The 22,762-nt window shown below is 62.2% G+C and carries 21 protein-coding genes; 8 read left to right on the forward strand and 13 right to left on the reverse strand.

Annotated elements, in window-relative coordinates:
• Nucleotides 1-86: 86 nt before the first annotated feature.
• From AC1DNW_RS21985 to AC1DNW_RS22010, 6 genes are all read left to right on the forward strand, one after another.
• Nucleotides 87-1,007 (forward strand): LysR substrate-binding domain-containing protein, encoded by a 921-nt coding sequence (locus AC1DNW_RS21985; protein ID WP_477854348.1) that lies wholly within the window; start codon nt 87-89, stop codon nt 1,005-1,007.
• A gap of 119 nt (nt 1,008-1,126) precedes the next feature.
• On the forward strand, nt 1,127-1,603 hold the full coding sequence (locus AC1DNW_RS21990) for a MarR family transcriptional regulator (RefSeq protein WP_113508762.1): 477 nt from the start codon (nt 1,127-1,129) through the stop codon (nt 1,601-1,603).
• Complete coding sequence (locus tag AC1DNW_RS21995; RefSeq protein ID WP_477854349.1) at nt 1,600-3,669, forward strand: FUSC family protein; 2,070 nt, start codon at nt 1,600-1,602, stop codon at nt 3,667-3,669. Before AC1DNW_RS21990 ends, AC1DNW_RS21995 begins: the two co-directional genes overlap by 4 nt.
• Before the next feature lie 5 nt (nt 3,670-3,674).
• Nucleotides 3,675-3,884, forward strand: a complete 210-nt coding sequence (locus tag AC1DNW_RS22000; RefSeq protein ID WP_113297344.1) for a DUF1656 domain-containing protein — start codon at nt 3,675-3,677, stop codon at nt 3,882-3,884.
• The gene (locus AC1DNW_RS22005) at nt 3,881-4,744 is read left to right on the forward strand and encodes an efflux RND transporter periplasmic adaptor subunit (protein ID WP_477854350.1); all 864 of its coding nucleotides are present in this window, start codon (nt 3,881-3,883) and stop codon (nt 4,742-4,744) included. Before AC1DNW_RS22000 ends, AC1DNW_RS22005 begins: the two co-directional genes overlap by 4 nt.
• Before the next feature lie 148 nt (nt 4,745-4,892).
• Nucleotides 4,893-5,135 carry a DUF7683 domain-containing protein gene (locus AC1DNW_RS22010; protein WP_477854351.1) on the forward strand — a complete coding sequence of 81 codons (243 nt, stop codon included), beginning with the start codon at nt 4,893-4,895 and terminating at the stop codon, nt 5,133-5,135.
• A 144-nt stretch (nt 5,136-5,279) separates the two neighbouring features.
• Here the strand turns inward: AC1DNW_RS22010 and AC1DNW_RS22015 are convergent, their stop codons facing one another.
• From AC1DNW_RS22015 to AC1DNW_RS22045, 7 genes are all read right to left on the reverse strand, one after another.
• The gene (locus AC1DNW_RS22015; RefSeq protein ID WP_477854352.1) at nt 5,280-7,052 is read right to left on the reverse strand and encodes an SLC13 family permease; all 1,773 of its coding nucleotides are present in this window, start codon (nt 7,050-7,052) and stop codon (nt 5,280-5,282) included.
• Nucleotides 7,053-7,216: 164 nt separating this feature from the next.
• The gene (locus AC1DNW_RS22020) at nt 7,217-7,546 is read right to left on the reverse strand and encodes an L-rhamnose mutarotase (RefSeq protein ID WP_477854353.1); all 330 of its coding nucleotides are present in this window, start codon (nt 7,544-7,546) and stop codon (nt 7,217-7,219) included.
• A 4-nt stretch (nt 7,547-7,550) separates the two neighbouring features.
• Nucleotides 7,551-8,669, reverse strand: a complete 1,119-nt coding sequence (locus AC1DNW_RS22025) for a mandelate racemase/muconate lactonizing enzyme family protein (protein WP_477854354.1) — start codon at nt 8,667-8,669, stop codon at nt 7,551-7,553.
• 8 nt (nt 8,670-8,677) lie between these two features.
• Nucleotides 8,678-10,201 carry a sugar ABC transporter ATP-binding protein gene (locus tag AC1DNW_RS22030; protein WP_477854355.1) on the reverse strand — a complete coding sequence of 508 codons (1,524 nt, stop codon included), beginning with the start codon at nt 10,199-10,201 and terminating at the stop codon, nt 8,678-8,680.
• 1 nt (nt 10,202) lies between these two features.
• Nucleotides 10,203-11,159: an ABC transporter permease gene (locus tag AC1DNW_RS22035; RefSeq protein ID WP_477854356.1), complete on the reverse strand. Its 957-nt coding sequence runs from the start codon at nt 11,157-11,159 to the stop codon at nt 10,203-10,205.
• Nucleotides 11,156-12,175 carry an ABC transporter permease gene (locus tag AC1DNW_RS22040; protein ID WP_477854357.1) on the reverse strand — a complete coding sequence of 340 codons (1,020 nt, stop codon included), beginning with the start codon at nt 12,173-12,175 and terminating at the stop codon, nt 11,156-11,158. Before AC1DNW_RS22040 ends, AC1DNW_RS22035 begins: the two co-directional genes overlap by 4 nt.
• 71 nt (nt 12,176-12,246) lie before the next feature.
• Nucleotides 12,247-13,272 (reverse strand): sugar ABC transporter substrate-binding protein, encoded by a 1,026-nt coding sequence (locus tag AC1DNW_RS22045; RefSeq protein WP_477854358.1) that lies wholly within the window; start codon nt 13,270-13,272, stop codon nt 12,247-12,249.
• Nucleotides 13,273-13,422: 150 nt separating this feature from the next.
• Here AC1DNW_RS22045 and AC1DNW_RS22050 point away from each other — a divergent pair, with 150 nt between their 5' ends.
• Both AC1DNW_RS22050 and AC1DNW_RS22055 read left to right on the forward strand, forming a co-directional pair.
• Complete coding sequence (locus AC1DNW_RS22050; RefSeq protein WP_477854359.1) at nt 13,423-14,412, forward strand: alpha/beta hydrolase; 990 nt, start codon at nt 13,423-13,425, stop codon at nt 14,410-14,412.
• Complete coding sequence (locus AC1DNW_RS22055; RefSeq protein ID WP_477854360.1) at nt 14,384-15,400, forward strand: GntR family transcriptional regulator; 1,017 nt, start codon at nt 14,384-14,386, stop codon at nt 15,398-15,400. The genes AC1DNW_RS22050 and AC1DNW_RS22055 overlap by 29 nt, the downstream gene beginning before the upstream one ends.
• A gap of 22 nt (nt 15,401-15,422) precedes the next feature.
• On the opposite strand, the gene AC1DNW_RS22060 is transcribed toward AC1DNW_RS22055, so the two are convergent.
• From AC1DNW_RS22060 to AC1DNW_RS22085, 6 genes are read right to left on the reverse strand one after another with little or no spacing between them, the layout of a single operon-like run.
• Nucleotides 15,423-16,718, reverse strand: coding sequence for an amidohydrolase family protein (locus tag AC1DNW_RS22060; RefSeq protein WP_477854361.1), 1,296 nt, complete (start codon nt 16,716-16,718; stop codon nt 15,423-15,425).
• A 37-nt stretch (nt 16,719-16,755) separates the two neighbouring features.
• On the reverse strand, nt 16,756-17,700 hold the full coding sequence (locus AC1DNW_RS22065) for an ABC transporter permease (protein WP_477854362.1): 945 nt from the start codon (nt 17,698-17,700) through the stop codon (nt 16,756-16,758).
• Complete coding sequence (locus AC1DNW_RS22070; RefSeq protein ID WP_477854363.1) at nt 17,697-18,746, reverse strand: ABC transporter permease; 1,050 nt, start codon at nt 18,744-18,746, stop codon at nt 17,697-17,699. Before AC1DNW_RS22070 ends, AC1DNW_RS22065 begins: the two co-directional genes overlap by 4 nt.
• A complete protein-coding gene (locus AC1DNW_RS22075) occupies nt 18,736-20,262 on the reverse strand; it encodes an ABC transporter ATP-binding protein (RefSeq protein ID WP_477854398.1) in 1,527 nt (508 codons plus the stop codon). The genes AC1DNW_RS22070 and AC1DNW_RS22075 overlap by 11 nt, the downstream gene beginning before the upstream one ends.
• Nucleotides 20,262-21,710, reverse strand: coding sequence for an amidase (locus AC1DNW_RS22080; protein WP_477854364.1), 1,449 nt, complete (start codon nt 21,708-21,710; stop codon nt 20,262-20,264). Before AC1DNW_RS22080 ends, AC1DNW_RS22075 begins: the two co-directional genes overlap by 1 nt.
• Before the next feature lie 12 nt (nt 21,711-21,722).
• On the reverse strand, nt 21,723-22,709 hold the full coding sequence (locus AC1DNW_RS22085; RefSeq protein ID WP_477854365.1) for a BMP family protein: 987 nt from the start codon (nt 22,707-22,709) through the stop codon (nt 21,723-21,725).
• Nucleotides 22,710-22,762 lie beyond the last annotated feature (53 nt).

A 22,762-nucleotide genomic window follows, 5' to 3' on the forward strand; every position in this document is an offset into this window, starting at 1 on the left:
CATGGTGAGATGAATGTGTCTATTTCCACCAACGAAGAGAATATGCTCTAAGTGAAACTGATTTTACCAGAATCTGGAAGAATGTCGTGAACCGGTTCGAAGCCATGTCGATGTTGCTGGAGGTGGTGGACCGGGGAAACCTGTCGGCGGCCAGCCGGTCGCTGAAAATTCCCCTGCCGACACTGAGCCGCAAGATCACCGATCTGGAGACGCTGCTCGGAACCAAGCTGCTTACCCGCACCACCCGCAAGATCGCCTTGACCGATGCAGGCGCTACCTATGTCGATGCTGCCAGGCGCATCCTCGAGCAGGTGGAGGAGGCCGAACGTCAGGCATCGGGCGAATTCGCCATGCCGAAGGGCGAGCTGGTGATCACAGCTCCGGTGCAGTTCGGCCGCCTTCACGTGCTGCCTGTCGTGACGGACTTTCTGGCCGCCTTTCCGGCGATCAACGTGCGCCTGATGCTGACGGACCGCAATATCGATCTCGTCGACGAACATGTCGATATGGCCGTGCGCATCGGCAATCTGCCTGATAGCGCCATGGTTGCCACCCGTATCGGCGCGGTGCGCAGGGTGGTCTGCGGCAGTCCTGCTCTCTTTGCCGGCCGCGGCGTGCCGAAGGAGCCGGCCGATCTCCTGGGCCTTCCCTGCATCAGCGTCGAGATCCTGACGCCGACCGCCGGCTGGCAGTTCCAGGAGGCAGGTCTGGCAAAAGCCATCGAGGTGACGATCACCCCGCGGCTTTCCGTCACCACCACCGAGGCGGCCGCCGCGGCCGCCATCCGCGGCGCTGGCGTCACCCGGCTGCTTTATTACCAGGTCGCAGCAGAGGTTGCGGCCGGCACGCTCAGGCTCGTGCTCGAGGACTTCGAACCGGAGCCCGCTCCGATACAGCTGGTCCATCTCGCCCGTGGCCAGATGCCGCTCAAGATGCGCCACTTTCTGGATTTCGCCGCACCCCGGCTGCGGGCGAGCGTCGCTGCCCTGCAATTCTCCTCCAGGTAAGGCAAATCCGGCTGATGTCGATCCTGCTGCCAGTTGTTTCGAACATCAGTCAGGAGCAATTTTCCCTTCGTTTCAGAAAATCATTTGAATCCTAACTATTTTGATGCTATCAGATTGACATGCAATCCATCACGTCCCTGCAGCGCGTTTTTACCGCGAACCTCTTGTCGACCGGTCGCCAATGGCGACGGGCGGTCGATCTTGCGCTGAGTTCCCACGGCATCTCGGAAGCCTGCGCAGCGCCGTTGCTGTGGATCGGCCGCTTGGGCGGCGGAGTTCGGCAGGTCGCATTGGCCAATCAAGTCGGTATCGAAGGCCCGTCACTGGTCAGGCTGCTCGATCAGCTGGAGGCGCTCGAGCTTGTGGTGCGCAAGGATGATCCGATCGACAGGCGAGCAAAGGGTCTTTGGCTKACGGAGGAGGGCCATATCCTGGCAACCCGCATGGAGGCCATTCTCGATGACCTGCGTGGCAGGATCCTCGAGAAGGTCAGTGAAGCCGACCTCGAAGCGGCGGTCCGCGTGCTGCAGGCCTTCGAAGAGATCAGCCCGTCACAGGTCGCGGCGACATTACAGCAATTCGAGGAAACATCGTGACTCTTCCCTCCTGGCGGGATTGGCTCTTCTCGGCCAAGGCCTTCCTCGCCTCCATGCTTGCGCTTTTCATTGCTCTGTCTCTCGACCTGCCGCGGCCTTACTGGGCAATGGCGGCGGTCTATGTCGTTGCCAATCCGCTTGCGGGGGCAACCAGTTCGAAGGGCCTTTACCGTGCACTCGGAACGCTTCTCGGCGCGAGTGCGGCCGTCTTTTTCGTGCCGCTCTTCGTCAACGCACCGGAGCTTTTAAGCATCGCGATTGCGCTCTGGACCGGCACGCTGCTCTTCATTTCGATGCTGGACCGCTCCTCGCGCAGCTATGTCTTCATGCTAGCCGGTTATTCCCTTCCGTTGATCGCGCTGCCKTCAGTCGGTTCGCCGGACACCATCTTCGATACGGCCCTCGCCCGCTCGGAAGAGATCATCATCGGCATAGTCTGCGCTAGCCTGGTCAGCGCCGTCGTCTTCCCGACCAGTGTACGCAGCGTGCTCGGTCAGCGCATCGCCACCTGGCTCGACGATGCCGGCAGCTGGGCAAACGATATTCTGCGCGGCGAGGGCGCCACCCCGGCAACCCCCTTGAAGCGGCAGAAGCTTGCCGCCGACGTGACCGGCCTCGACCTCATCATCAGTCAGCTCGGTTACGATGCGGGCAGCCGCGATATCGTGCGCCATTCGCGCGAATTGCGCGGCCGTCTCCTGATGCTGCTGCCGCTCTTCTCCTCGCTCGCCGACCGGCTTCACGCTCTGAAGAGCGAGCGCGAGAGCCTGCCCAAGGAGCTGGTCTGCCTGCTAAACGAGGTCGCCGACTGGCTGAGCCTCGGCGCAAGGTCTCAAGCCGGCGACACGGCAGAAAAACTAACGCAGCGGATCGAGCGCCTTCGCGAGGCCGATCCGGATTTGCGCTGGGGCGATCTGTTGCTCTCGAGTGCGCTGGCGCGGCTGAAGGAAATCGTCGATCTCTGGCAGGATTGCCTGACACTGCGCGACGAAATCGTCAGCGGCCGACATTCCGGCCCCTGGCGGCCGGCCTTCCGCCATCGCCAGGTCGTCGGCGGCAACCGCCATTATGACTATGCGCTGCTCGCTTTCCAGGCGAGTGCCGTCGTCGTGGGCATTCTCGTCGCCTGCCTGTTCTGGATCTTCAGCGGCTGGCAGAATGGCGCCGGCTTCGTCACTATGGCAGCCGTTGCMTGTTCCTTCTTTGCTGCGCTTGACCGGCCGGCTCCTTTCATCACCTCGATGTTCATCTGGTGCGGCGTCAGCCTCGTCATTTCCTTCGTCTACATTTTTGCCATCCTGCCGATGGTCAACAGCTACKAGCTCCTGGTTCTGGTCTTCGCTCCGCCCTTTCTGCTGCTCGGGCTGATGATCCCCAAGCCACAGTTCAACATGCTGGCCATGTTGATGACCGTCAACAGCGCCTCCTTCATCGCGCTGCAGGATCGCTATACGTCCGATTTCACTACTTTCACCAATGAAGCGATCGCAGCCCTTGCCGGTATCGGCTTCGCCCTGGTCTGGACGCTGATTGCCCGCCCCTTCGGTGCCGAACTCGCCGCCTGGCGCCTCGTGCGTGCCGGCTGGAGCGATCTTGCCGAGACGGCAGCCGGCGAACGCCGCGCTGATCACCAGCGGCTTTCCGGCCGCATTCTCGATCGCCTCGGTCAGCTCGTTCCGCGTCTGGCCGTCGTCGAGGATCGCGAATTGAAGAAGGTGGATGGCTTTGCCGAAGTGCGCATCGGCTTCAACGTGCTGATGCTGCAAGGCGAGCGCAAGAAACTGCGTGGTGCGAGCGCCGCATCGCTCGGCGCAGTTCTCTCCGGCATTGCCGATTTCTATCATGGCCGCATCGCGGCCGGCCGTGCGCTTAATCCGCAGGATGGCCTGCGTCGATCGATCGACGACAGCCTCAAAATCATCGCGTTCGAAGACAACAGGCGCGGCGCCGACAGTATCGATGCCCTCGTCGGCCTCAGACGCGCCCTTTTCCCTGATGCAGCCCCGCCAGCAAGCTGGCACGCGGCCGAGGCTGCGCCGCAACTCCTCCCGCTTGCCGCTGAGTAACAATCATGCCCGCAGAATTTGATGTTTACGGCGTCTATGTCCCACGCCTCCTCGTTCTCATGGTGCTGAGCCTGCTCTTCATCATCGTCATCAGACGCATCCTTGCCTGGCTCGGCGCCTATTCCCTCGTCTGGCACCGCGGTCTTTTCGACCTTGCCCTCTATGTGCTCGTCCTCGGAGCCGTTTCCTCCTTCACACGCTGGTACTTCGTATGAAATCCCTGAAATTCATTGGCCGCCTCATCGCCACTCTCGCCATCCTCATCGCCGCAGTCTTCGTCGGCCGCGGGCTTTGGGGCCACTACATGGACGAACCCTGGACGCGCGATGCGCGCCTGCGCGCCGATGTCGTCGGCTTAGCGCCCGATGTTTCCGGCCTCGTCAGCGAGGTGCTCGTCACCGATAACCAGGCAGTGAAGAAGGGCGATATCCTCTTCCGCGTCGACCGCCAGCGTTTCTCGATCGCGCTTGTCCAATCGGAAGCAGCGCTCGAAGGCAGCAAGGCAGCACTCGACCAGGCGCATCGCGAACGCGAGCGCCAGCAACGCCTCGGCGAAGCCGCGTCCCTGCAGCAGAAGGAACAGGCGCAGACGGCCGAGGAACAGGCCGATGCCGCCTTCCGCCAGGCGACCGCTAACCGCGATCTTGCCGCGCTCAATCTCGAACGCTCGGAGATCAAGGCGACGGTCAACGGAACGGTCTCCAACCTCAGCCTGCGCCCCGGCGACTATGTCAGCGCCGGAACCGCCAGGATCGCCCTGATCGACACGGACTCGCTGCGCGTCGAGGGCTATTTCGAGGAAACCAAGCTGCCGCGCATCCATCCTGGTGACAAGGTTTCTATCCACCTGATGGGCCAGTCGCAGAGCCTTCAGGGCCATGTCGAGAGCATCGCAACCGGCATCGAGGACCGCGAACGCACGTCAGGGACCGGCCTCCTCGCCAACATCAACCCCACCTTCAGCTGGGTGCGTCTTGCCCAGCGCGTTCCGGTGCGCATAAGCATCGACGCCGTGCCTGATGGTGTCAGGCTGATCGCCGGCCTGACGGCGACCGTCGAGGTGGGCAAGAGCTGAGAGAGTGCGGGCAGCCGCATCTTAAGGGTGAGACTGCCGGCACGCGTCGCATTGCGGATTATTGATCCGTCCAATGAAATGACGGGATTGTCAGCACACCAGGCGCCAAGCCTTTGGGCCCAAATGAATGACATTAAAGGATGAAACTTTGACAGTCTCGCTCGTGTTGGAACTATACAAGAAACAAGGCGGCAGACTTGCAAACATGTTGGTGGTTGAAGAAAGCGATCGGGATTTTCTTAGAGAAATATTATCTGTTCCCAATGAGGACCCGTTGATGTACGGCGCTTACAGGATTGATGCCGTCAGTAATGAAAAGATTTTCAAAAGGTATGGTATCATGCTCGATGTCGTGCGTTACGATTGTTACGCGGGTTATCGCCAGATTTGAGTGATATATTAAGCTCCTTTGCGCTCCAACTTCACGGCCATCCTCAGCCGGATAGTCTGAGGTCCTTTTCCCCACTTCGACCGTGGTTTTCACCATCCACATTCGAGACCCTGACGACGTGAGGCAACGGGCAGCGGTCGACAATCATCTCACCGGCCAGACATACAACAGCACCGGCACGCTGACGATAATGATYAGAAACGACAGCGGCAGACCGAGGCGCGGGTAGTCGGAGAATTTATATCCTCCCGGACCGAAGACCAGTGTGTTGCACTGGTGACCGACCGGGGTCAGGAAATCGCAGCCCGCACCGATCGCCACCGCCATCAGGAAGGCTTCCGGCCGGAAGCCGAGATCGGTGGCAAAACCGACGGCGATCGGCCCCATGACAAGCACGGTGGCGGCATTGTTGAGAAAGGGCGTCACTGCCATCGCGGCGACAAGGATCAAGCCGAGCGCCCCCCAGGCCGGCAGGCCCTTGGCGATATCGCCAAGCCCATGGGCGATGAGGTCGCTGCCGCCTGATGTGCGCAGCGTATCCGAGACCGGGATCAAGGCTGCCAACATGATAAGGATCGGCCCGTCGACCGACTTGTAGATGTCGACGAGCGGGATTGCCCGGAAAACGACCATGCCAAGCGCCGCCGCAAAGAAGGCGACAGGCACCGGCGCAAGGCCGACCGCCGTCGTTGCCATGGCAAGCGCAAGGATAACAAGCGGAATGAAAGCCCGCCGGCGCGTGCCAAGCAATATCTCGCGCTGGGCAAGCGGCAGGAGAGCAAGATCCTGCATAACGACGGGCAGGTTTTCACGGCTTCCCTGCAGCACCAGCACGTCGCCGGCGGCCAGTGTGAGATTGACGAGACGTTCCTTCAGCCGTTCGCCGTGCCGGCTGACGGCCAGCAGATTGACGCCGCGCGTATAGGCGAGMGCGAGTTGCTTGACGGAACGGCCCCTTAGCGGAGATTCCTGGCCGATCACCACCTCGATCGAGACGACCTCCGCCTGCACCTGCCCGTTCTCGACAATTGGCTTGCCGGAGAGCTGCAGCTTTCCGGCCGACACGATGCGGTCAAGCGCGGCGGGCGGACCTTCCAGCAGGACGATATCGTTTTCCCGGAGTGTCAGATCGGGGAAGGGGGACATGCGCGTTGCGCCGCGCAGGACGGCAGTGGCAATCGCTTCGCCGTCGCCAGGTTTGACGAGAGCGCTGATCGGCTTTTCCAGGACCGCCGATTCAGCTGTAACCAACGCTTCCGAGGTATAGTTCTTGATCTCGACCGCTTCCTCGATCGAGCCGCCCTGTTTTGTACGACTTGGCACCAGCCAGTGAAAGAAGATCAGAAAGGTGATGCCGACGATCGTCAGGACACCGCCGACCGGCGTGAAATCGAACATGGTGAAGGAGCTGCCCGTCATCTCCTCTCTCAGCCGTGAGACGACAATATTGGGCGAAGTGCCGATCTGCGTCATCAGGCCGCCAAGCAAGGCGGCGAATGACATGGGCATCAGATATTTGGAGGGCGAGGCGCCAGACTTCCTGGCAAACTGAAAAGCGACCGGCATCATGATTGCCAGCGCGCCGATATTCTTGATGAAGGCAGAAAGCAGCGCCACGACGATCATCAACAGGGCAAGCTGGCTGTGCAGCGTATTGAGGTTAGGGAAGAATCGCTTGATCGCCGTATCGACGATGCCCGAACGCGCGACACCGGCCGAGACGACCAATGCACTGCCGACGATTATGACGATATCATCCGAAAAACCGGAAAATGCCTTGTCCTTTGGAACGATGCCGACTGCAACGGAGAGAACGAGCGCGCAGCACGCGACGACATCATATCTGAACCGATCCCAGATAAAGACCCCCATCATCAGGGCGATGACGGAGAAGGCGAGGATCTGTTGCRTTGTCATCCGGCTCCGTGGGGCTGCAAATTATCGATGAGCTCGAAATGAGACAGGCGGGTATGCCCGGAAAACGTCTTCCGGGACTGATGGGTTCCACGGGCTTGCCGCTAAATCGGAACCCGTGGTCTACGACACAGCACGGGTGCGCGGCGATCTGGCGCTATCCTGCCTCAATCCAGGTGAAACACCTCCGGCATCATCGCCCACCACTCGCCCTCGTTGCGTGTCGCAAGCGGTCTCTGGCAGGGCATACAGGCGGCCCACCATTCCCGATTTGCCGGATCGGTGGCCATCTTCGCCATATCGGCTTCGAAATCGTCGCCGACATATTCCCAGTAGCCGAATAGCAGGTTTTCAGGCTCCTTGAGGAAGATCGAATAGTTGGTGATGTTGCAGGCCGAGAGCAGTGACAGGATCTCCGGCCAGACGGCGCCATGTAGTGCCTTGTAGTCTGCGACCTTGTCCGGCTCCAGGCCGATCACCATGCCCATGCGCTGCATGTTGCTACCGCCCTTGGGTAATTTCTGTCGTGAATTCGGCGATGCTGCGTTTCTTGACGGCATCCCAGTCCCATTCGATGCCGATGCCGGGTTCGGAGGGGGCGATGGCGCGGCCGTTGCGGATTTCCATGCCCTTGATGGTCAGATCGTCGAGCTGCGGAATGTATTCGACATATTTGCCGTTCTGGATGGCGCAGACCAGGCTGACATGCAGCTCCATCAGGAAGTGCGGGCAGACGGGGATATCGAAGGCTTCGGCTGCATGCGCGACCTTGAGCCAGGGCGTGATGCCGCCGATGCGGGCGACGTCGACCTGCACGATGGAGCAGGCGCCCTTCTGCATATATTCGCGGAAATGCCGGATCGAGTAGATGGATTCGCCGATCGCGATCGGCGTTGGAGAGGAAAGCGAAAGCCTGATATGGCCGTCGAGGTCGTCGGCCGGCAGCGGCTCCTCGATCCAGGCGAGATCGAGCTCCTTCAGCCGTGCTGCCCTGCGGATGACTTCATCGACGGTAAAGCCTTGGTTGCAGTCGGTCATGATCTCGAAACCGTCGCCGAGGGCGGCGCGCATCGCAGACAGCCGGTCGTAGTCCTCGGCGCCATGCGGCTTGCCGATCTTCACCTTCGAGCCGGAAAAACCCTTGGCCTTCGCCTGCAGGGCGTCTTCGACGAGCGCCTCCTTCTCGATATGCAGCCAGCCGCCTTCGGTCGTGTAGAGCGGGCAGCTTTCCTTGGCACCGCCGGCAAGCTTCCAGAGCGGCAGGCCCTGCTTCTTGGTTCTCAGATCCCAGAGTGCGGTATCGACGGCCGCGAGCGCCAGCGCCGTGATCGCGCCGATCGTCGTTGCATGCGTGGCAAATTCCATCTTGTGCCAGATCGCCTCGATGCAATCGGCATCCTCGCCGATTAAGAGCGGCGCCAGATGGTCCGACAGAAGCCGCATGACGGAGGAGCCGCCGGTACCGATCGTATAGGAATAGCCGGTGCCGGAGGCRCCGTCGGAATCGGTGATGGTGACGATTGGCGTTTCCTGGCTGACGAAGCTCTGGATCGCATCGGTGCGCTTCACCTTCGGCGGCAGGTCCACCATGCGCAATTCGATCTTTTCAATGCGGGCCATGGTTCCTCCTAGCGTGCCGTGCGGGTTTGAGCGGGTTCGGCCGCGTGGATTGCCGACATGATGGCGCGGCTTGCCGTCTCATATTTGCGGTCGTTTTCATATTCGTGGACGATCCTGAAATCGTGCATGACGAGGATGCGATCGGCGAKCGCCACCATTTCCGGCATGTCGCTCGAGATCAGCAGGATCGCCATGCCCTTGTCGGCAAGCCCGTTGATCAGCTCGTGGATATAGGCCTTCGCCTTGATATCGATGCCGACGGTCGGCTCGTCGATGAAGAGGATATCGACATCGGCGGCGAGCCACTTGGCGAGCGACACCTTCTGCTGGTTGCCGCCTGAGAGATTGCCGACGAGCTGTTCCAGATTGGGCGTGCGGATTTCCAGCTGCCGGGCAAGCGGTGCGGCGGTCTTGCGCTCCTGGCCGGCGCCGATCAGGCCGAAGGTCGAAGCGATCCTGCCCCAGACCGTCATCGCGATATTCGAACGGATGGGATGAGCGAGGATGACGCCCTCGTGTTTCCGGTCCTCGCTGACATAGCCCATACGGAAGCGCTTGATCGCCTCTTCGACCGAGCGGATGCGCACCGGCTTGCCGTCGATCAGGACTGTGCCTGACTTAAGTTTGTCCTTGCCGATAATAGCGCGGATCAGCTCGGTGCGGCCGGCACCGACGAGGCCGTAGAGGCCGAGGATTTCACCGCGGCGAAGCGAAAACGAGATGTCGCCGTGGCCGGCAGCTGTCGCGACATCGCGAAGCTCGATCTTCGGCGCGCCCTCCTGCGGCTTGCCGGAGCGGGCAATCATCGGCCGMTCCGCGCGGCCAATCATCGCCTCGATCAGCGTCTGCCTTGTCATGCCGGCCATCGGCGCGCCACGCAGCGTCGTTTCGCCGTCGCGCAGAACCGTGACCCGGTCGCAAAGGCTCAAGACCTCTTCAAGCTTGTGGCTGACGAAGAGGATCGCCGTTCCCTGATCGCGCAACTGCCGCACGAGCCTGAAGAGGATTTCGGTCTCAGCATCGGTGATCGATGCGGTCGGCTCGTCGAGCAGCAGAAGCTTGGCCTGGTGGCTCAGCGCCTTGGCAATTTCCACCATCTGCATCTGGGCGACGCTAAGGCGCCGCACTTCGGTTGCCGGATCGACATCGAGCCCGACCTTGCGAAGGTGTTGGCGCGCCTTATCGTTAGCGCGGCGAAAATCGACGAGGCCGTTTCGAACCGGCAACCCTTCTAGGAGAATGTTTTCGGCCACCGAGAAGCGAGGGATCAGGTTACGCTCCTGATGCACCGCCGAAATGCCGAGGGCGATTGCATCGTGGGGCGAGGAGAGGGATAGAGGCGCGCCGTCCAGCGTCACTGTCCCGCTGTCTGGCCGATGGACGCCGGTGATGATCTTGATCAGCGTTGATTTGCCGGCGCCGTTTTCGCCCATCAGCGCGTGGATCTCGCCGCCATTGAGGCTCAGCGACGCATTGTTGAGCGCCCTGACACCGGGGAACGACTTGCCGATCCGGTCGAGAACGAGTGCCATCTCAATCCTCCCCGACCCGGACTGCGCGGTAGCGATTGACCCAGACGGCGGCAAGGATCAGCGCGCCAAGCAGGAAGGTGACCCAGTAAGGATCGACCGCCAGCAGCACCATGGCATTCTGGATCAACCCCACCAGCAACACGGCGATGAGGGTGCCGACAATAGAGATCGAGCCGCCGGCCAAGCTTGCACCGCCGATGATCGGTGCCGCAAAGGAAATCACCACCCAGTCAGCCCCGATCGTCGGCTGCGCCGAGCMGAGCTGGGCGACGGCGAGCACGCCGGCGGCTGCGGCCAGCAGGCCGGAAAGCACATGCGCCATGATCGTGGCGCGGGCAACGGAAATGCCCGAGAGTTCCGCCGCATGGGCATTGCCGCCGACCGCCAGCATGTAGCGTCCCTCGACCGTGCGGGCAAAGAAGATGATGAGCAGCACGGTCACCACCAGCGGCACAATGAGCAGCAGCGGGAAGGGGCCGAGGCGTCCGTTGCCGAAGGCGACGAAGGCCGGCGAGAGATTGTAGAAGGGGATGGCCTTGGTAATGCCGAGATTGATGCCGGCAAAGGCCGAGCCGGTCGCGAGTGTGACGATGAAGCCATTGATGCCGGTTCGCACCGTCAGCCAGCCATTGATAAAACCGGCAAGGCCGCCGAAGGCGACGCCGACAATGATCGCAACGATGGCCGGCAGACCCCAGACATCCATCAGCCCACCGGTCACGACCGCGACAAGCCCGCCGAGGGCCCCGACGGAAAGGTTCATCTGGCCGACGCCCAGCATGACCATCTGGCTGAAGGCGACGAGCAGCGATACGCAGATGCTGCGCAGCATGACGAACCAGTTGAATTCCGTCATGAAGGCGGGGGAGGCGAAGGCGAGCGCGATGCCGCCGGCGATGACGCCGACCAAGATGCCGGACCATTGTGTCCTTGCCGCAAGGGAAATCAGCGTCTTCATGCACGCCTCGTCTGTTCGCGGATTGCGAGCTTCGTCCGGTAGCGCTCGAAGAGGATCGCCGAAAGCAAGAATATGCCGAGGAAGAGCTGCAGCCAGAAATTCCCGACCTGCAGCACTAGCAGGCCGCTGCGGATGGTTGCGACCAGCATTGCACCGAGGATCGTACCAACGACCGACACCATTCCGCCGGCAAGCGCGGTGCCGCCGATGACCGGGGCAAGGAAAGAGGGCAGCAGCCAGTCGTCGCCGGCAACGCCGGGCATGGCCGCTGACAGTCGTGACGTCAGCATCAAGGCTGCCGCCGCGGAAAGCATTCCCGAGAGCACATGTACGAAGATGGTAATCCGTCCAACGGGGATGCCCGACATTTCCGCCGTGCGCGCATTGGCGCCAACGGCCAGGATTTGCCGGCCGAGCACAGTATGCTTGAAGAGGATGTAGAGCAGGGCGCCGATCAAAAGTGCTACGACCGCCAGTGACGGCACCGGACCGATGCCGCTGCGGCCGAAAGCGCCGAAACTCGCCGGCAAACCGTTCAGTGGCACGCCCTTGGTGAAGATCAGCATGCCGCCGGAAAACAGGCTGGCGCTGGCGAGCGTGACGATGAAGCTGTTGACGCCGGTCTTGACGATTGCGAGCCCGTTCAGCGCGCCGAGAAGGCCGCCGAAGGCGAGCGTCAGGGTGATCGCAACCGGAATGGGCAGGCCTGCCGTCTGCATCAGATAGCCCGCAGCCATGACGGAGCAGACGCCGATCGCGCCAACGGAAAGGTTCATGCCGCCGGTCGCCAGCACCACCATCTGCGCGAAACCGACGACGACATCGATCGCGACCGAGCGTCCCATGGAATTCAAGTTGAAGCGCGACAGAAAGCCCGGCGCCAGGCTGGTGAAGACGGCCCAAAGGATCAGGAGGATGATCAACAGGCCAAGCTGCGCCGGCCCCCTGGTCAGCAATCCGAGCAGACTGTGTCTGCCTGCATCGGGGACGGGGCTATCATTGTCGATGGGTGCCATGCGCTGGGATGACCGGTCTCGTGGAACAGGAGTAATTAGGCGCGGGGCGGATTCGACCCGCGCCGCTTTCTTTACTTGCAGGAGAGGTAGATGTCCTTGAAACTTCCCTGCAGCTTCTTCGTCAGCGCCTTCAGATCGTCCTTGTAGCTGGCKACGTTCTTTTCCGAGATCAGCAGCGTGCCGGAATCGACAAAATGCGCCGTCTGCGGTGTCGCAATCCACGGGGCGTCCGCCTTGACGCTGCAGCCTGCCGCCATCTGATCAAGTACATAGGCGCCGATATAGGCCTGGCCATAGGGGTTTTGCGCCATGGTGCCGGCGACGAAACCGTCGCGGATGCCGTCAAGGATGATCTTGTCATCGTCGATGCCGACAAGCTTGATCTTCTTGTCGCCAAGGTTCTTGAGTGCGGTCGCAGCCACCACCGAGGAAATATAGCCGGTGGCGATCAGGCCGTTGATCTTGTCTTTCTGCGCGGCAAGCAGGGCATTGATCTTCTGGTCGCCCTGTTCCTGGCTGTCGGTATCACCGACCGTCTGCAACAGGGTGACGGCGCCATTCGTCTCGCCGACTGCTTTTTCGACGGCCTTGACGCGCAGCGTCGTATTCGGATCGACGAGCAGGCCTGCCAGATGAACGATCGTGCCCTTGCCGCCGATCGCTTCGATCAGCGCCTTGGTACCGAGATAGGCCGACTGCGAAACATCGGTCGCCAGGCAAAGCCCGACATCGGTCGGATCCTGGGTGCAGCCGCCAAGTGCCACCGAGGGAATGCCGTTGCTCTTCATTTCCGACAAAATGGCGTTGACGCCGACTGCGTCACCCGGAAATACGCCGAAGCCATTGGTGCCCTGTGCCGCGAGGCTTTCCAGAAGCTCGGTTTGCGCCTCCAGCTTCCATTCGCTCGGCACTTTGTATTCGACTGCAGCGATGCCGAAATCCTTCGCGGCATCGGCGGCAGCCTGTTCCCAGGGCGCGAAATAGGGGTGCGGACCGCCCGGAACCAGGGCGATCTTGTTGTCCGAGGCGAAAGCGCTGAGCGGCGCGACTGCCACGGAGCATGCAAGGCCTGCAGCAATGAAACTGCGAATTGTCATGACATCCTCCCGTTTGGGCAAGTCCGGTCCTCTTCCAGCATTGCCGTAATCAATCGCTAACATGATCGAATATCGCATGCAATATTCGATTATTGACTTTTTTGTCATTTTCCCTTTCCATCGCACCAGGCAATCGGCGAGGAGGAGTTGATGGAGCCGCAAGAGAACCGGTCGCGTGTCGACCGATCGAGGCTTCTGCCGGAATATAGGACCCTGCTGGAGGAGCAGGATGCGCTGGGCGGGCCGGCGATGGAAACGCTCACGCCGCAACAGGCGCGCGCCGATTCCGAAACCCGGCTTGCCCTTCATTGGGGCGCGAAGGATGCGGTCTCTGGCATTGAGGATCTGGAGATTCCAAGCGGCGATGTCAGGCTGAAGGCGCGGCTCTACCGCGTGGCCGGCACCGCGCGGACCATCCTATTCTTCCATGGCGGCGGCTGGATGGTCGGCAGCATCGAGACCCATGACGGGCCGGTTCGCTCGCTCGCCAATGCCGCCCATGCCAATGTGCTGTCTGTCGAATACCGCAAAGCGCCGGAAGCACCGTTTCCCGCGGCCTGCGAGGAATCCGAGGCGGCACTTCTCTGGCTTCAGGGAAATGGCGGAGCACTTGCTCTCGATGCAGGCAAAGTGATCCTTGCTGGCGACAGCGCCGGCGCCAGCCTTTGCGCATCGCTGGCGATCCGGGCACGCGATCTCGCCATCCCGCTTGCCGGGCAGGTTTTGATTTACCCGGCTACCGATCTCTTCGGCACGACAAAAAGCCGCCAGGAATTCGCGAACGGGTTTTCCCTGCAACAGTCGACGATGATCTGGTTTGCGGAAAACTATCTTTCGGGCGGCACGCTACCCTCCGACCCTCGCGTCTCGCCGCTACTCGCCAGTGATCTTTCGCGCCTGGCACCAACCCTGCTGATCACCGCTGACCACGATCCGCTGCGCGACGAGGGCCGCGCTTATGCACAGCGCTTGATTGCCGCCGGAAATGACGTCTGTTACGAGGAATGGCAGGGAACCATCCATGGTTTCTTCATCATGGATCGCGCAGGAAAAACCGCCCGCAAACTGATCGGGCGCATCGGGGAATGGGCAGACGGCCTTTGGAACAGACATGACGATGGCAAGCGGGGCGGAGGCTGAAACCGCGGCCACGGCTGTGCGGTCCGAGCCGATCTATCTGACGATCTATCAGGTTCTTCGTGACCATCTGGAGCGGGGCGCGCTGGAGCCCGGCCTCATTCTTGGGCAGGCAAGCATTGCCCGCGCCTTCAATGTCAGCCGTATCCCGGCCGGTATCGCGCTGGCGCGGCTTCTGTCGGAAGGCCTGATCCAGACCTTCGAAGGGCGCGGTTATATCGTGCCGGGCGGCGAGCCGCAGCGCGGCGACCTTTTTGCCGCGGGTCTCGATCTGCCACGCTCGGTCACCGTGCCCGTCATCAACCGCCGGGAGCAGATCTATCCGGAAGTCGAACATGCCGTTGCCGTCTGTCTTGCCTATGGCCGTTTCCTGTTGAACGAGACAGCACTTGCCCAGCATTACGACGTCAGCCGCACCATCGCCCATGAGGTGCTGACGCAGCTGGAGCGCAGCGGCATCATCGAGCAGGACAGCAATAACCGCTGGTATGCCGGCCCGCTCAGCGCCAAGGTCTTCCGCCATCACTATGACATGCGCCGCCTGCTGGAGCCGGAAGCTTTGCGGCAGGCCTATCCTTTCCTTGAGAAGGAGGGTCTTGAGGAGCGCCGGCAGAGATTGAAATCCCTCGGCCCCTATCCGCAGGCGCCGGAAAAGCTGGAGCGGGCGGAAGCAGACCTGCATCTCGATTCACTCGCGCCCTGCCCCAATACGGTGCTTCTTGCGGCCGTGCGCCGCAGCCAACGCGTCCTCATCGCCACCCACTCGACCTTCGCCAAGCTGCGCACCGAAGCGGAAATTTCCATGATGATATCGGAGCATACGCGCGTTTATGACGCGCTGCTCGCCGGCGATATCGAGAAGGCCTGCGCAGCACTTGCGGATCACCTGCGCCGGGCGCTCGACCCCAACCTGAAGATCCTCCAGCACCTGCCCGCCATGCCCTCAGGCCTGACACCACCCTATCTGATCCAGGTCAAGGGCGAACGCTGAGCGCGCGCACCCAAGAAGAGGTTTAGGCGCCGGGGACGATCGGTGCATAGGCGGCCCCGTCAACCGTTGCCGGGCGCCCGGCAAGATGCAGTTCAGCAATCTGCGGAGCCGAACGCGCGATGACCTTGCCGCGGCGGATGACAGTCAGCCGGTTCGCCTTCAGCCTGAGCGCTTCCACCGGATCGCGCGCCTGCAGGATGACGAGATCGGCATTCCTGCCCTTTTCCAGGCCGTAGCCATCAAGGCCCATGGTTTTGGCCGAGTTGATCGTTAGCGCGTCGAAGATCTTCTTCTTGTCGTCGATGCCGGCCATCTGTGCGMCATGGATCGCCATATGGCCGACCTCCAGCATGTCGCCGGAGCCCATGGAGTACCAGGGGTCCATCACGCAGTCATGGCCGAAGGAGACGTTGAGGCCGGCATCCATCAGTTCGCGCACCCGCGTCATGCCGCGCCGCTTCGGATAGGTGTCGTGCCGGCCCTGCAGCATGATGTTGATCAATGGATTGGGGATGACGTTGACCTCCGCCTCCACCATCAGCGGAATGAGCTTGGAGACGTAATAATTGTCCATCGAATGCATGGAGGTCAGGTGCGAGCCGGCGACCCGGCCCTGCAGGCCGAAACGCACCGTCTCTGCTGCCAGCGTCTCGATATGGCGTGACAGCGGATCGTCGGTTTCATCGCAATGCATGTCGACGGGCAGGCCGCGATCGGCAGCGATGCGGCAAAGAGCTGCGACGGAGGCCGCACCATCGGCCATGGTGCGCTCGAAATGCGGAATGCCGCCGACGATATCGAGGCCCATGTCGAGGGAGCGGTTCAGAGCGTCAACACCGCCTGGCGAACGATAATAGCCATCCTGCGGAAAGGCGACGAGCTGCAGGTCGATATAGGGAGCGACCTTCTCGCGCACCTCGATCAGCGCCTCGGCAGTCACCAGCCTGGGATCGCTGGTATCGACATGGCTGCGGATGGCGAGAAGCCCCTGCGAGACGGCGAGATCGCAATAGCGCAGCGCCCGTTCCACCAAAGCTTCGCGCGTCAGGATTGGCCGAAGCTCCCCCCAGAGTGCAATACCTTCCAGCAGCGTGCCGGAGCGGTTCATGCGCGGCAGGCCAAGCGATAGCGTTGCWTCCATATGAAAATGCGGATCGACGAAAGGCGGGCTGACAAGGCGGCCGCTCGCATCGATCTCCTCGCCGGCCTCGGCCTCGATTTTGGCCGCGACCTCGACGATCCTGCCCTTCTCAATGGCGATATCGATGCCGCTGCGGCCATCGGGAAGATTTGCGTTTTTKATGATCAGGTCAAACATGGCGGCACCGGTCTGTTGAGGTTTTTGGACATGGCAATCAGCGCTCGCCGCGGCGATAGGGCTGCATGAGCGCCTGCGGTACGCGGGCACGCCGCGCCATCACGGCAAGGGCTGCAATCGACAGGAGATAGGGCGTCATCAGGAAAAGCTGATAGGGCACGACCCCTCCAAGCACCGTCTGCAGTCTCAGCTGAAAGGCATCGAAGAAGGCAAAGAGCAGAGCGCCGAAGAGGGCCCGACCCGGCCGCCAGGAGGCGAAGACGACGAGCGCGATGGAAATCCAGCCGCGTCCCTGGACCATGGTCGGAAAGAAGCTGTTGAAGGCCGCGAGCGTCAGGAAGGCGCCGCCGACAGCCATCAGCGCGCTTCCGGCAATGATCGCGCCATAGCGGATCCGGATCGGATCGATGCCCTGGGCTTCCGCCGCGTGCGGATTTTCGCCGGTCATGCGGATCGTCAGCCCAAGTGGTGTTCGGAAGATCAGATAACCCATCGCAAGCGCCAGGAAGATCGCCAGATAGGTCGGTGCCGTCTGTGCAAAGAGGGCAGGGCCGAGGAAGGGCAGGCCGGAGAGAAGCGGGATATCGTGGGGCTGGAAAGGCACGATCGTCGGTGGCGTGCCGGCAAGCGGCACGACCAGGCGGAAGATGAAATAACTGAGGCTGGAGGCAAAGAGCGTGATGCCGAGGCCGGTGACATGTTGTGACAAGCCGAGCGTCACGGTCAAAAGCGCATGCAGCAAACCGAAGACAGCGCCAGCGAGCGCTGCCACCAGAAGGCCGGTCCAGAGATCGGCGCCGTGGAAGACGGCGAGCCAKCCGATCATCGCCCCGAAGGTCATGATGCCCTCGATGCCGAGATTGAGCACACCCGCTCTTTCGCAGAGAAGCGCGCCGAGCGTTCCGAAGATCAGCGGTGTCGCGATGCGCAGCACAGCGGCCCAGAGGCCCGCGGATGAGACAATGTCGATGAGAGCCATCATCTGCGGATCCTGTATTGAGTGAAGAACAGGGCAGTAAGCATGGTGAGCAGCGAGACGGCAACCGTCACGTCGGCGATATAGGTCGGTATGCCGAGTGCCCGGCTCATGCCGTCGGCGCCAACGAACATCGTGGCGGTGAAGAGGGCGGCAAAGATCACGCCGATCGGATGCAAATTGGCGAGCATGGCGACGATGATGCCGGAATAACCGAAGCCCGGCGACAGGTCGGTCGTCACATAGCCCTTCACGCCCATCACCTCGATTGCACCGGCGAGACCCGCAAGACCGCCGGACAGGCAGGCAACTTTCACCAGCGTCATKCCGAGCGGAACGCCGGCAAAGACGGCGCCGGCTGGATTGAGGCCGGCTGCGCGTGAGCGCAGGCCGAAGACCGTGCGCGACTGAAGGAGATAGACGGCAAGCGCGATGACAATGGCGATGATGAAGCCGACATGCAGACGCGAGCGGGCCACCAGCTTCGGTAGCAGCGCATGATCGCTGACCGGCATGGATTGCGGCCAGCCGAAGGCGAGGGGATCCTTCAAGACGCCATCGATCAGCATGGAGACGAAGAGCAGGGCGACGAAATTCAAAAGCAGGCTGGTGACGACCTCATCGACGGAAAAGCGCAGCCGAAGCCAGAGCGGTACGAGGATCAGCACCATGCCAGCGACGGCGCCCGCAACCAGCAAGGTGGGGATGAGAAGAATTGCGGGCAGTCCCGCCAGCAATTTGGAGCCGAGTGCCGCAACCGCAATGGCGCCAAGATAGAACTGCCCCTCGGCACCGATATTCCAGAGCCGGGCACGGAAGGCGACGGCTGCCGCAAGGCCGGTCAGCATCAGCGGCGTTGCCCGCGTCAGCGTCTCCGTCGCCGAAAGCCGCGTGCCGAAGGCGCCGGTGAGAATGCGCCAATAGGCTTCGAATACGGGGGCGCCGGCGAGCGCGATCAGGATGCCGGCAATCGCAAGCGCTGCAATGACGGCAGCAACAGGTGCCCCCACGACGAGATAGAGCGGGCGGTAATCGCGGCGTTCAAGACGCATGCTGAGCCTCGGACGTCCATTCGCCTGACATCATCAGGCCAAGTTTTCTGGGATCGGCACTTTCCGCATCGACGGGTGGCGACAGGCGCCCCTTGACGATGGCCTGGATGCGATCGGCAAGGCCGATCACCTCGTCCAGATCCTCGGAGATCAGAAGCACGGCCGTGCCCTCCTTGCGTGCCTGCAATATCCTGGCGTGGACGGCGGCGACGGCGCCCTCGTCGAGCCCGCGTGTCGGCTGCGCCGCAATCAGGATCTTCGGCCTGTCATGCAGGTTGCGGCCAAGGATAAGCTTCTGCATGTTGCCGCCCGACAGAAGCCGCGTGCGTGTCGCCGGCCCGCCACCGCGAATATCGAATTCTGCGATGATCTCCTGGGCAAAACCCATGCTGGCCTTGCGGTCGACCAGCCCGTAGCGCGAAAAGCGCGGGGAGGCGATGCGCTCCAGCACCGCATTTTCCCAAACGGCGAGCTCGCCGATCGCGCCTTCCTTGTTGCGATCCTCGGGGATGCGGCCGATGCCGGCATCGATCAGGTTTTCGACGCTGATCTTGGTAACCGGCTGTCCGAACAGCAGGATGTCGCCGCTGCTCCAGCCGGCAAGTCCGCTGACGAGATGGCTGAGCGTCGCCTGGCCATTGCCGGAGACGCCGATAATGCCGAGCGTTTCGCCGGCATGGAGCTGCAAGCAGATATCCTTCAGCCGCTCCTGGCCGCCGTCGCGCACGGTGACGCCGACGGCTTCGAAGACGACCGCGCCGGGCGTCGACGCTTCGCGGACCGGGCGCGTCACCCGCCTGCCGACCATGAGTTCTGCGAGCTCMGCCTTGCTGGTCTGACCGGTCAGCCGTTCCGCGACGACCTTTCCGCCGCGTAACACGACGACACGGTCTGCCGCGCTGATCACCTCGTCCAATTTGTGCGAAATGAAGATTAGCGAGAGACCCTGCCGGGCCATTTCCCGAAGCGTCTGGAAGAGACGTTCCGCCTCGATATTGGTGAGCACCGCCGTCGGCTCGTCGAGGATCAGGATCCKGGCGTCGTTATAGAGCGCCTTGAGGATCTCGACGCGTTGCTGTTCGCCGACCGAGAGATCGCCGAGCCGGGCATCGGGATTAACGTCGAGGCCGAAGCGGGAAGAGATCGACATCAGCTTGGCGCGGCCTGCGGCTTTCGCCGACGTCCAGGACCAGAGTTTCTCCGTGCCCGTCATGACGTTTTCGAGCACGGTCAGGTTCGGCGCCAGGGAAAAATGCTGATGCACCATGCCGATGCCGGCCCGGATCGCCGCACGCGGCCGCCCGGCCGGCAATTCGTTGCCCTCGATATGGATCATTCCCGTATCCGGCACATAATGGCCGAAGAGGATGCTCATCAATGTCGTCTTGCCGGCGCCGTTTTCGCCGAGCAATGCCAGCACTTCGCCCTTGGCGAGGCTCAGTGAAATATCCTCATTAGCTTGGATCGCGCCAAAGCGCTTGCTGATGCCGGCAAGCTGAAGCACGGGAGCTGATATCATGGGGCAAGTCCCGCAATGACATGGGGATGGATCCAACGTTGCTCCGCTTCCAGCCGGGAGGCAAGGGCAAGCAGTAGGGGTTCCCCGCCCATCGGTGCCAGTAGCTGAAGAGGAAGCGGCATTCCGTCCGGATCGCGTCCATAGGGCAGGGTCAGCGCCGGAAAGCCGGATATATTGGCAAGGCAGGCGAGCGGCGCAAAGCGCGCCATGTGGTTCAGATGCAGTTCCGTGTCGTGATGATCGGTCGGAAAAGAGCCGATCGGCAGCGGTGCTGTGGCAAGCATGGGTGTGAGCAGGCAATCGATGCCGTCGAACAGTCGCCAGAGATCATGGCTGACATGCGGCATGGCGCTGAGGGCCTGCCAGAGCGCGGTTGGCGCAAGCGCTGCCCCACGCGCCGCAAAGGCGGCCGTCAGCGGCTCGGCCTTCGAAAGGTCGAGATGCAGGCTTTCGACGAGCCATGCCAGATTGATCGAAATGATATCTGCGAAAATGGCGGCACTTGCAGCGACGCTTGCTGCAAGCCGCTCCCATTCRACGGTGACGATCTCATGCCCGTCCTGTTCGAGGCTGCGGGCCGCGGCTTCGACGGCTTCCTGGCGTGCCGGCTCGGTCGGGAAATCGCTGCTGGTCTGCGTCAGCAGACCGATGCGCAGGGGGGGCTTTTCGCTCTTGTCGAGGGCAGGCTCCGCATAGGGACCGGCGGGATTTCCGCGCAGGGCCTCGAAGATCGCACCTGCATCGCGAACGGAACGGCAGATGGCCAGCTCGCTGGCGATGCCGCCGAGATGATTGCCGAAGCCCGGCCCTCCGGGAATGGCGCCGCGGCTGGCTTTCAGGCCAACGAGCCCACAACAGGCAGCCGGCACGCGGATCGAGCCGCCGGCATCCGTTGCATGGGCAATCGCGACGATACCGGCTGCGACGGCGGCAGCCGCACCGCCGGAAGAACCGCCCGCCGTGCGGGAGGGATCGAGCGGATTGCGGCAGACCGGCCCGCGGGCCGGCTCGCTCGCAAGCGAGAGGCCGACTTCCGGGCTGGTGGTGAGGCCAAACAGGCTGAAACCGGCCTGCCTGAAGCGCGCCGCCAGATCAGAATCAGCCGATGCGTCGAGCATCCCGTCGAAGAGCCGCGAGCCGGCACGAACGGCCAGCCCCTTGAACGGGCCGCCGAGGTCCTTGGCAAACGTCGGCACGCCGGCAAAGCGCCGGGCGGAGAAAGTCGCGGGATTGTTTCTAAATTCGTGGTCGAGCGCAGCGGCATCCGCCATGCCCAGCGCTTCGTCGATATGACAGATCGCGCCAAGCGCCTCGTTGGCCCTGGCGGCTGAAATCGCCTGCTTCATCGCCTCGGCACAACCAAGTGCACCGCTCCTGATCCGGGCGGCGAGCGCTATCGCGTCGCCGCCCGGTATCGAGCCCTTGCTTGCATCAGTCCCGTTCATGCGGCTGCCGGCTTATTTCGGCTCCTCGGGCATGATGGGCACTTCGAAGGCGCCGGACTTGATGGCGGCGCGCTTGGCCTCCATCGCCGCTTCGGCTTCTGCGGGTGCGACGCCCTTGACGTAGACGATATCGCTGCCGCCTTCCTTCATCAGGCCGAAGCGCGTGTAGTTGTTGCCGGTCGGCTTGCCGGCCTTCACATCGGCGATCGCGGCATTGAGGATCGGGCGGAAGCCCCAGATGGCGTTGGCAAAGACGGTGTCCTGATATCGCGGCGTATAGTCGATCAGCGAGCCAACGGACTTGATGCCGCGCTCCTTGGCGGCATCCGCCGTGCCGATACGTTCGCCGAACAGGATGTCGGCGCCGGCATCGATCTGGGCGAGGCCCGCTTCGCGCGCCTTCGGCGGATCGAAGAAGGTGCCGATGAAGGCGACCAGATGCTTTGCATCCGGGCGGACCTCCTTCACGCCGGCCGCAAAGGCATTCATCAGCATATTGACTTCAGGGATCGGCAGCGCGCCGACCGAGCCGACGATGCCTGACTTCGTCATCTTGCCGGCCAGCATGCCGGCGAGGTAGGCGCCGTCATGGTTCCAGGTGCCGAAGACGCCGAAATTGTCGCCTGATGCTTCGCCGCTCGAGCCCAGCATGAAAGCGGTTTTCGGATAGTCGGCGGCAACCTGTCGGGCTTCACGCTCGACGGCATAGGCTTCGCCGACGATCAGAGCTGAGCCCTGCTCGGCATATTCGCGCATGGCGCGCGGATAGTCGGTGCCCGAAACGCCTTCGGAGAAGACATAGTCGATCACGCCTTCGGAAGCAGCATTCTGCAGCGCTTTGTGCAGACAGGAATTCCAGGCATTTTCCACCGGCGAGGCATGAATGCCGGCAACTTTCAGTTTTTCCTGCGCCCAGAGCCTGGGTGCAAAGGCGGTCGCGCCGAGTGCCATGCCGGAGGCGAGCACCGTACGACGGGAGATAGTGATCTGATTTTTCATGAGTTCCCCTCTTTTTTACCAGATGGATAAAACTCTATGGATCGCCCAAAATT

It is taken from the genome of Rhizobium sp. 05L429 (assembly GCF_056397645.1).

Bases quoted from the DNA above. Each gene is read 5' to 3' on its own strand.
- AC1DNW_RS22020 (WP_477854353.1), bottom strand. From the start codon at position 7,546: ATGCAGCGCATGGGCATGGTGATCGGCCTGGAGCCGGACAAGGTCGCA.
- AC1DNW_RS22000 (WP_113297344.1), top strand. From the start codon at position 3,675: ATGCCCGCAGAATTTGATGTTTACGGCGTCTATGTCCCACGCCTCCTC.
- AC1DNW_RS22085 (WP_477854365.1), bottom strand. From the start codon at position 22,709: ATGAAAAATCAGATCACTATCTCCCGTCGTACGGTGCTCGCCTCCGGC.
- AC1DNW_RS22055 (WP_477854360.1), top strand. From the start codon at position 14,384: ATGACGATGGCAAGCGGGGCGGAGGCTGAAACCGCGGCCACGGCTGTG.
- AC1DNW_RS22050 (WP_477854359.1), top strand. From the start codon at position 13,423: ATGGAGCCGCAAGAGAACCGGTCGCGTGTCGACCGATCGAGGCTTCTG.
- AC1DNW_RS22040 (WP_477854357.1), bottom strand. From the start codon at position 12,175: ATGGCACCCATCGACAATGATAGCCCCGTCCCCGATGCAGGCAGACAC.
- AC1DNW_RS22005 (WP_477854350.1), top strand. From the start codon at position 3,881: ATGAAATCCCTGAAATTCATTGGCCGCCTCATCGCCACTCTCGCCATC.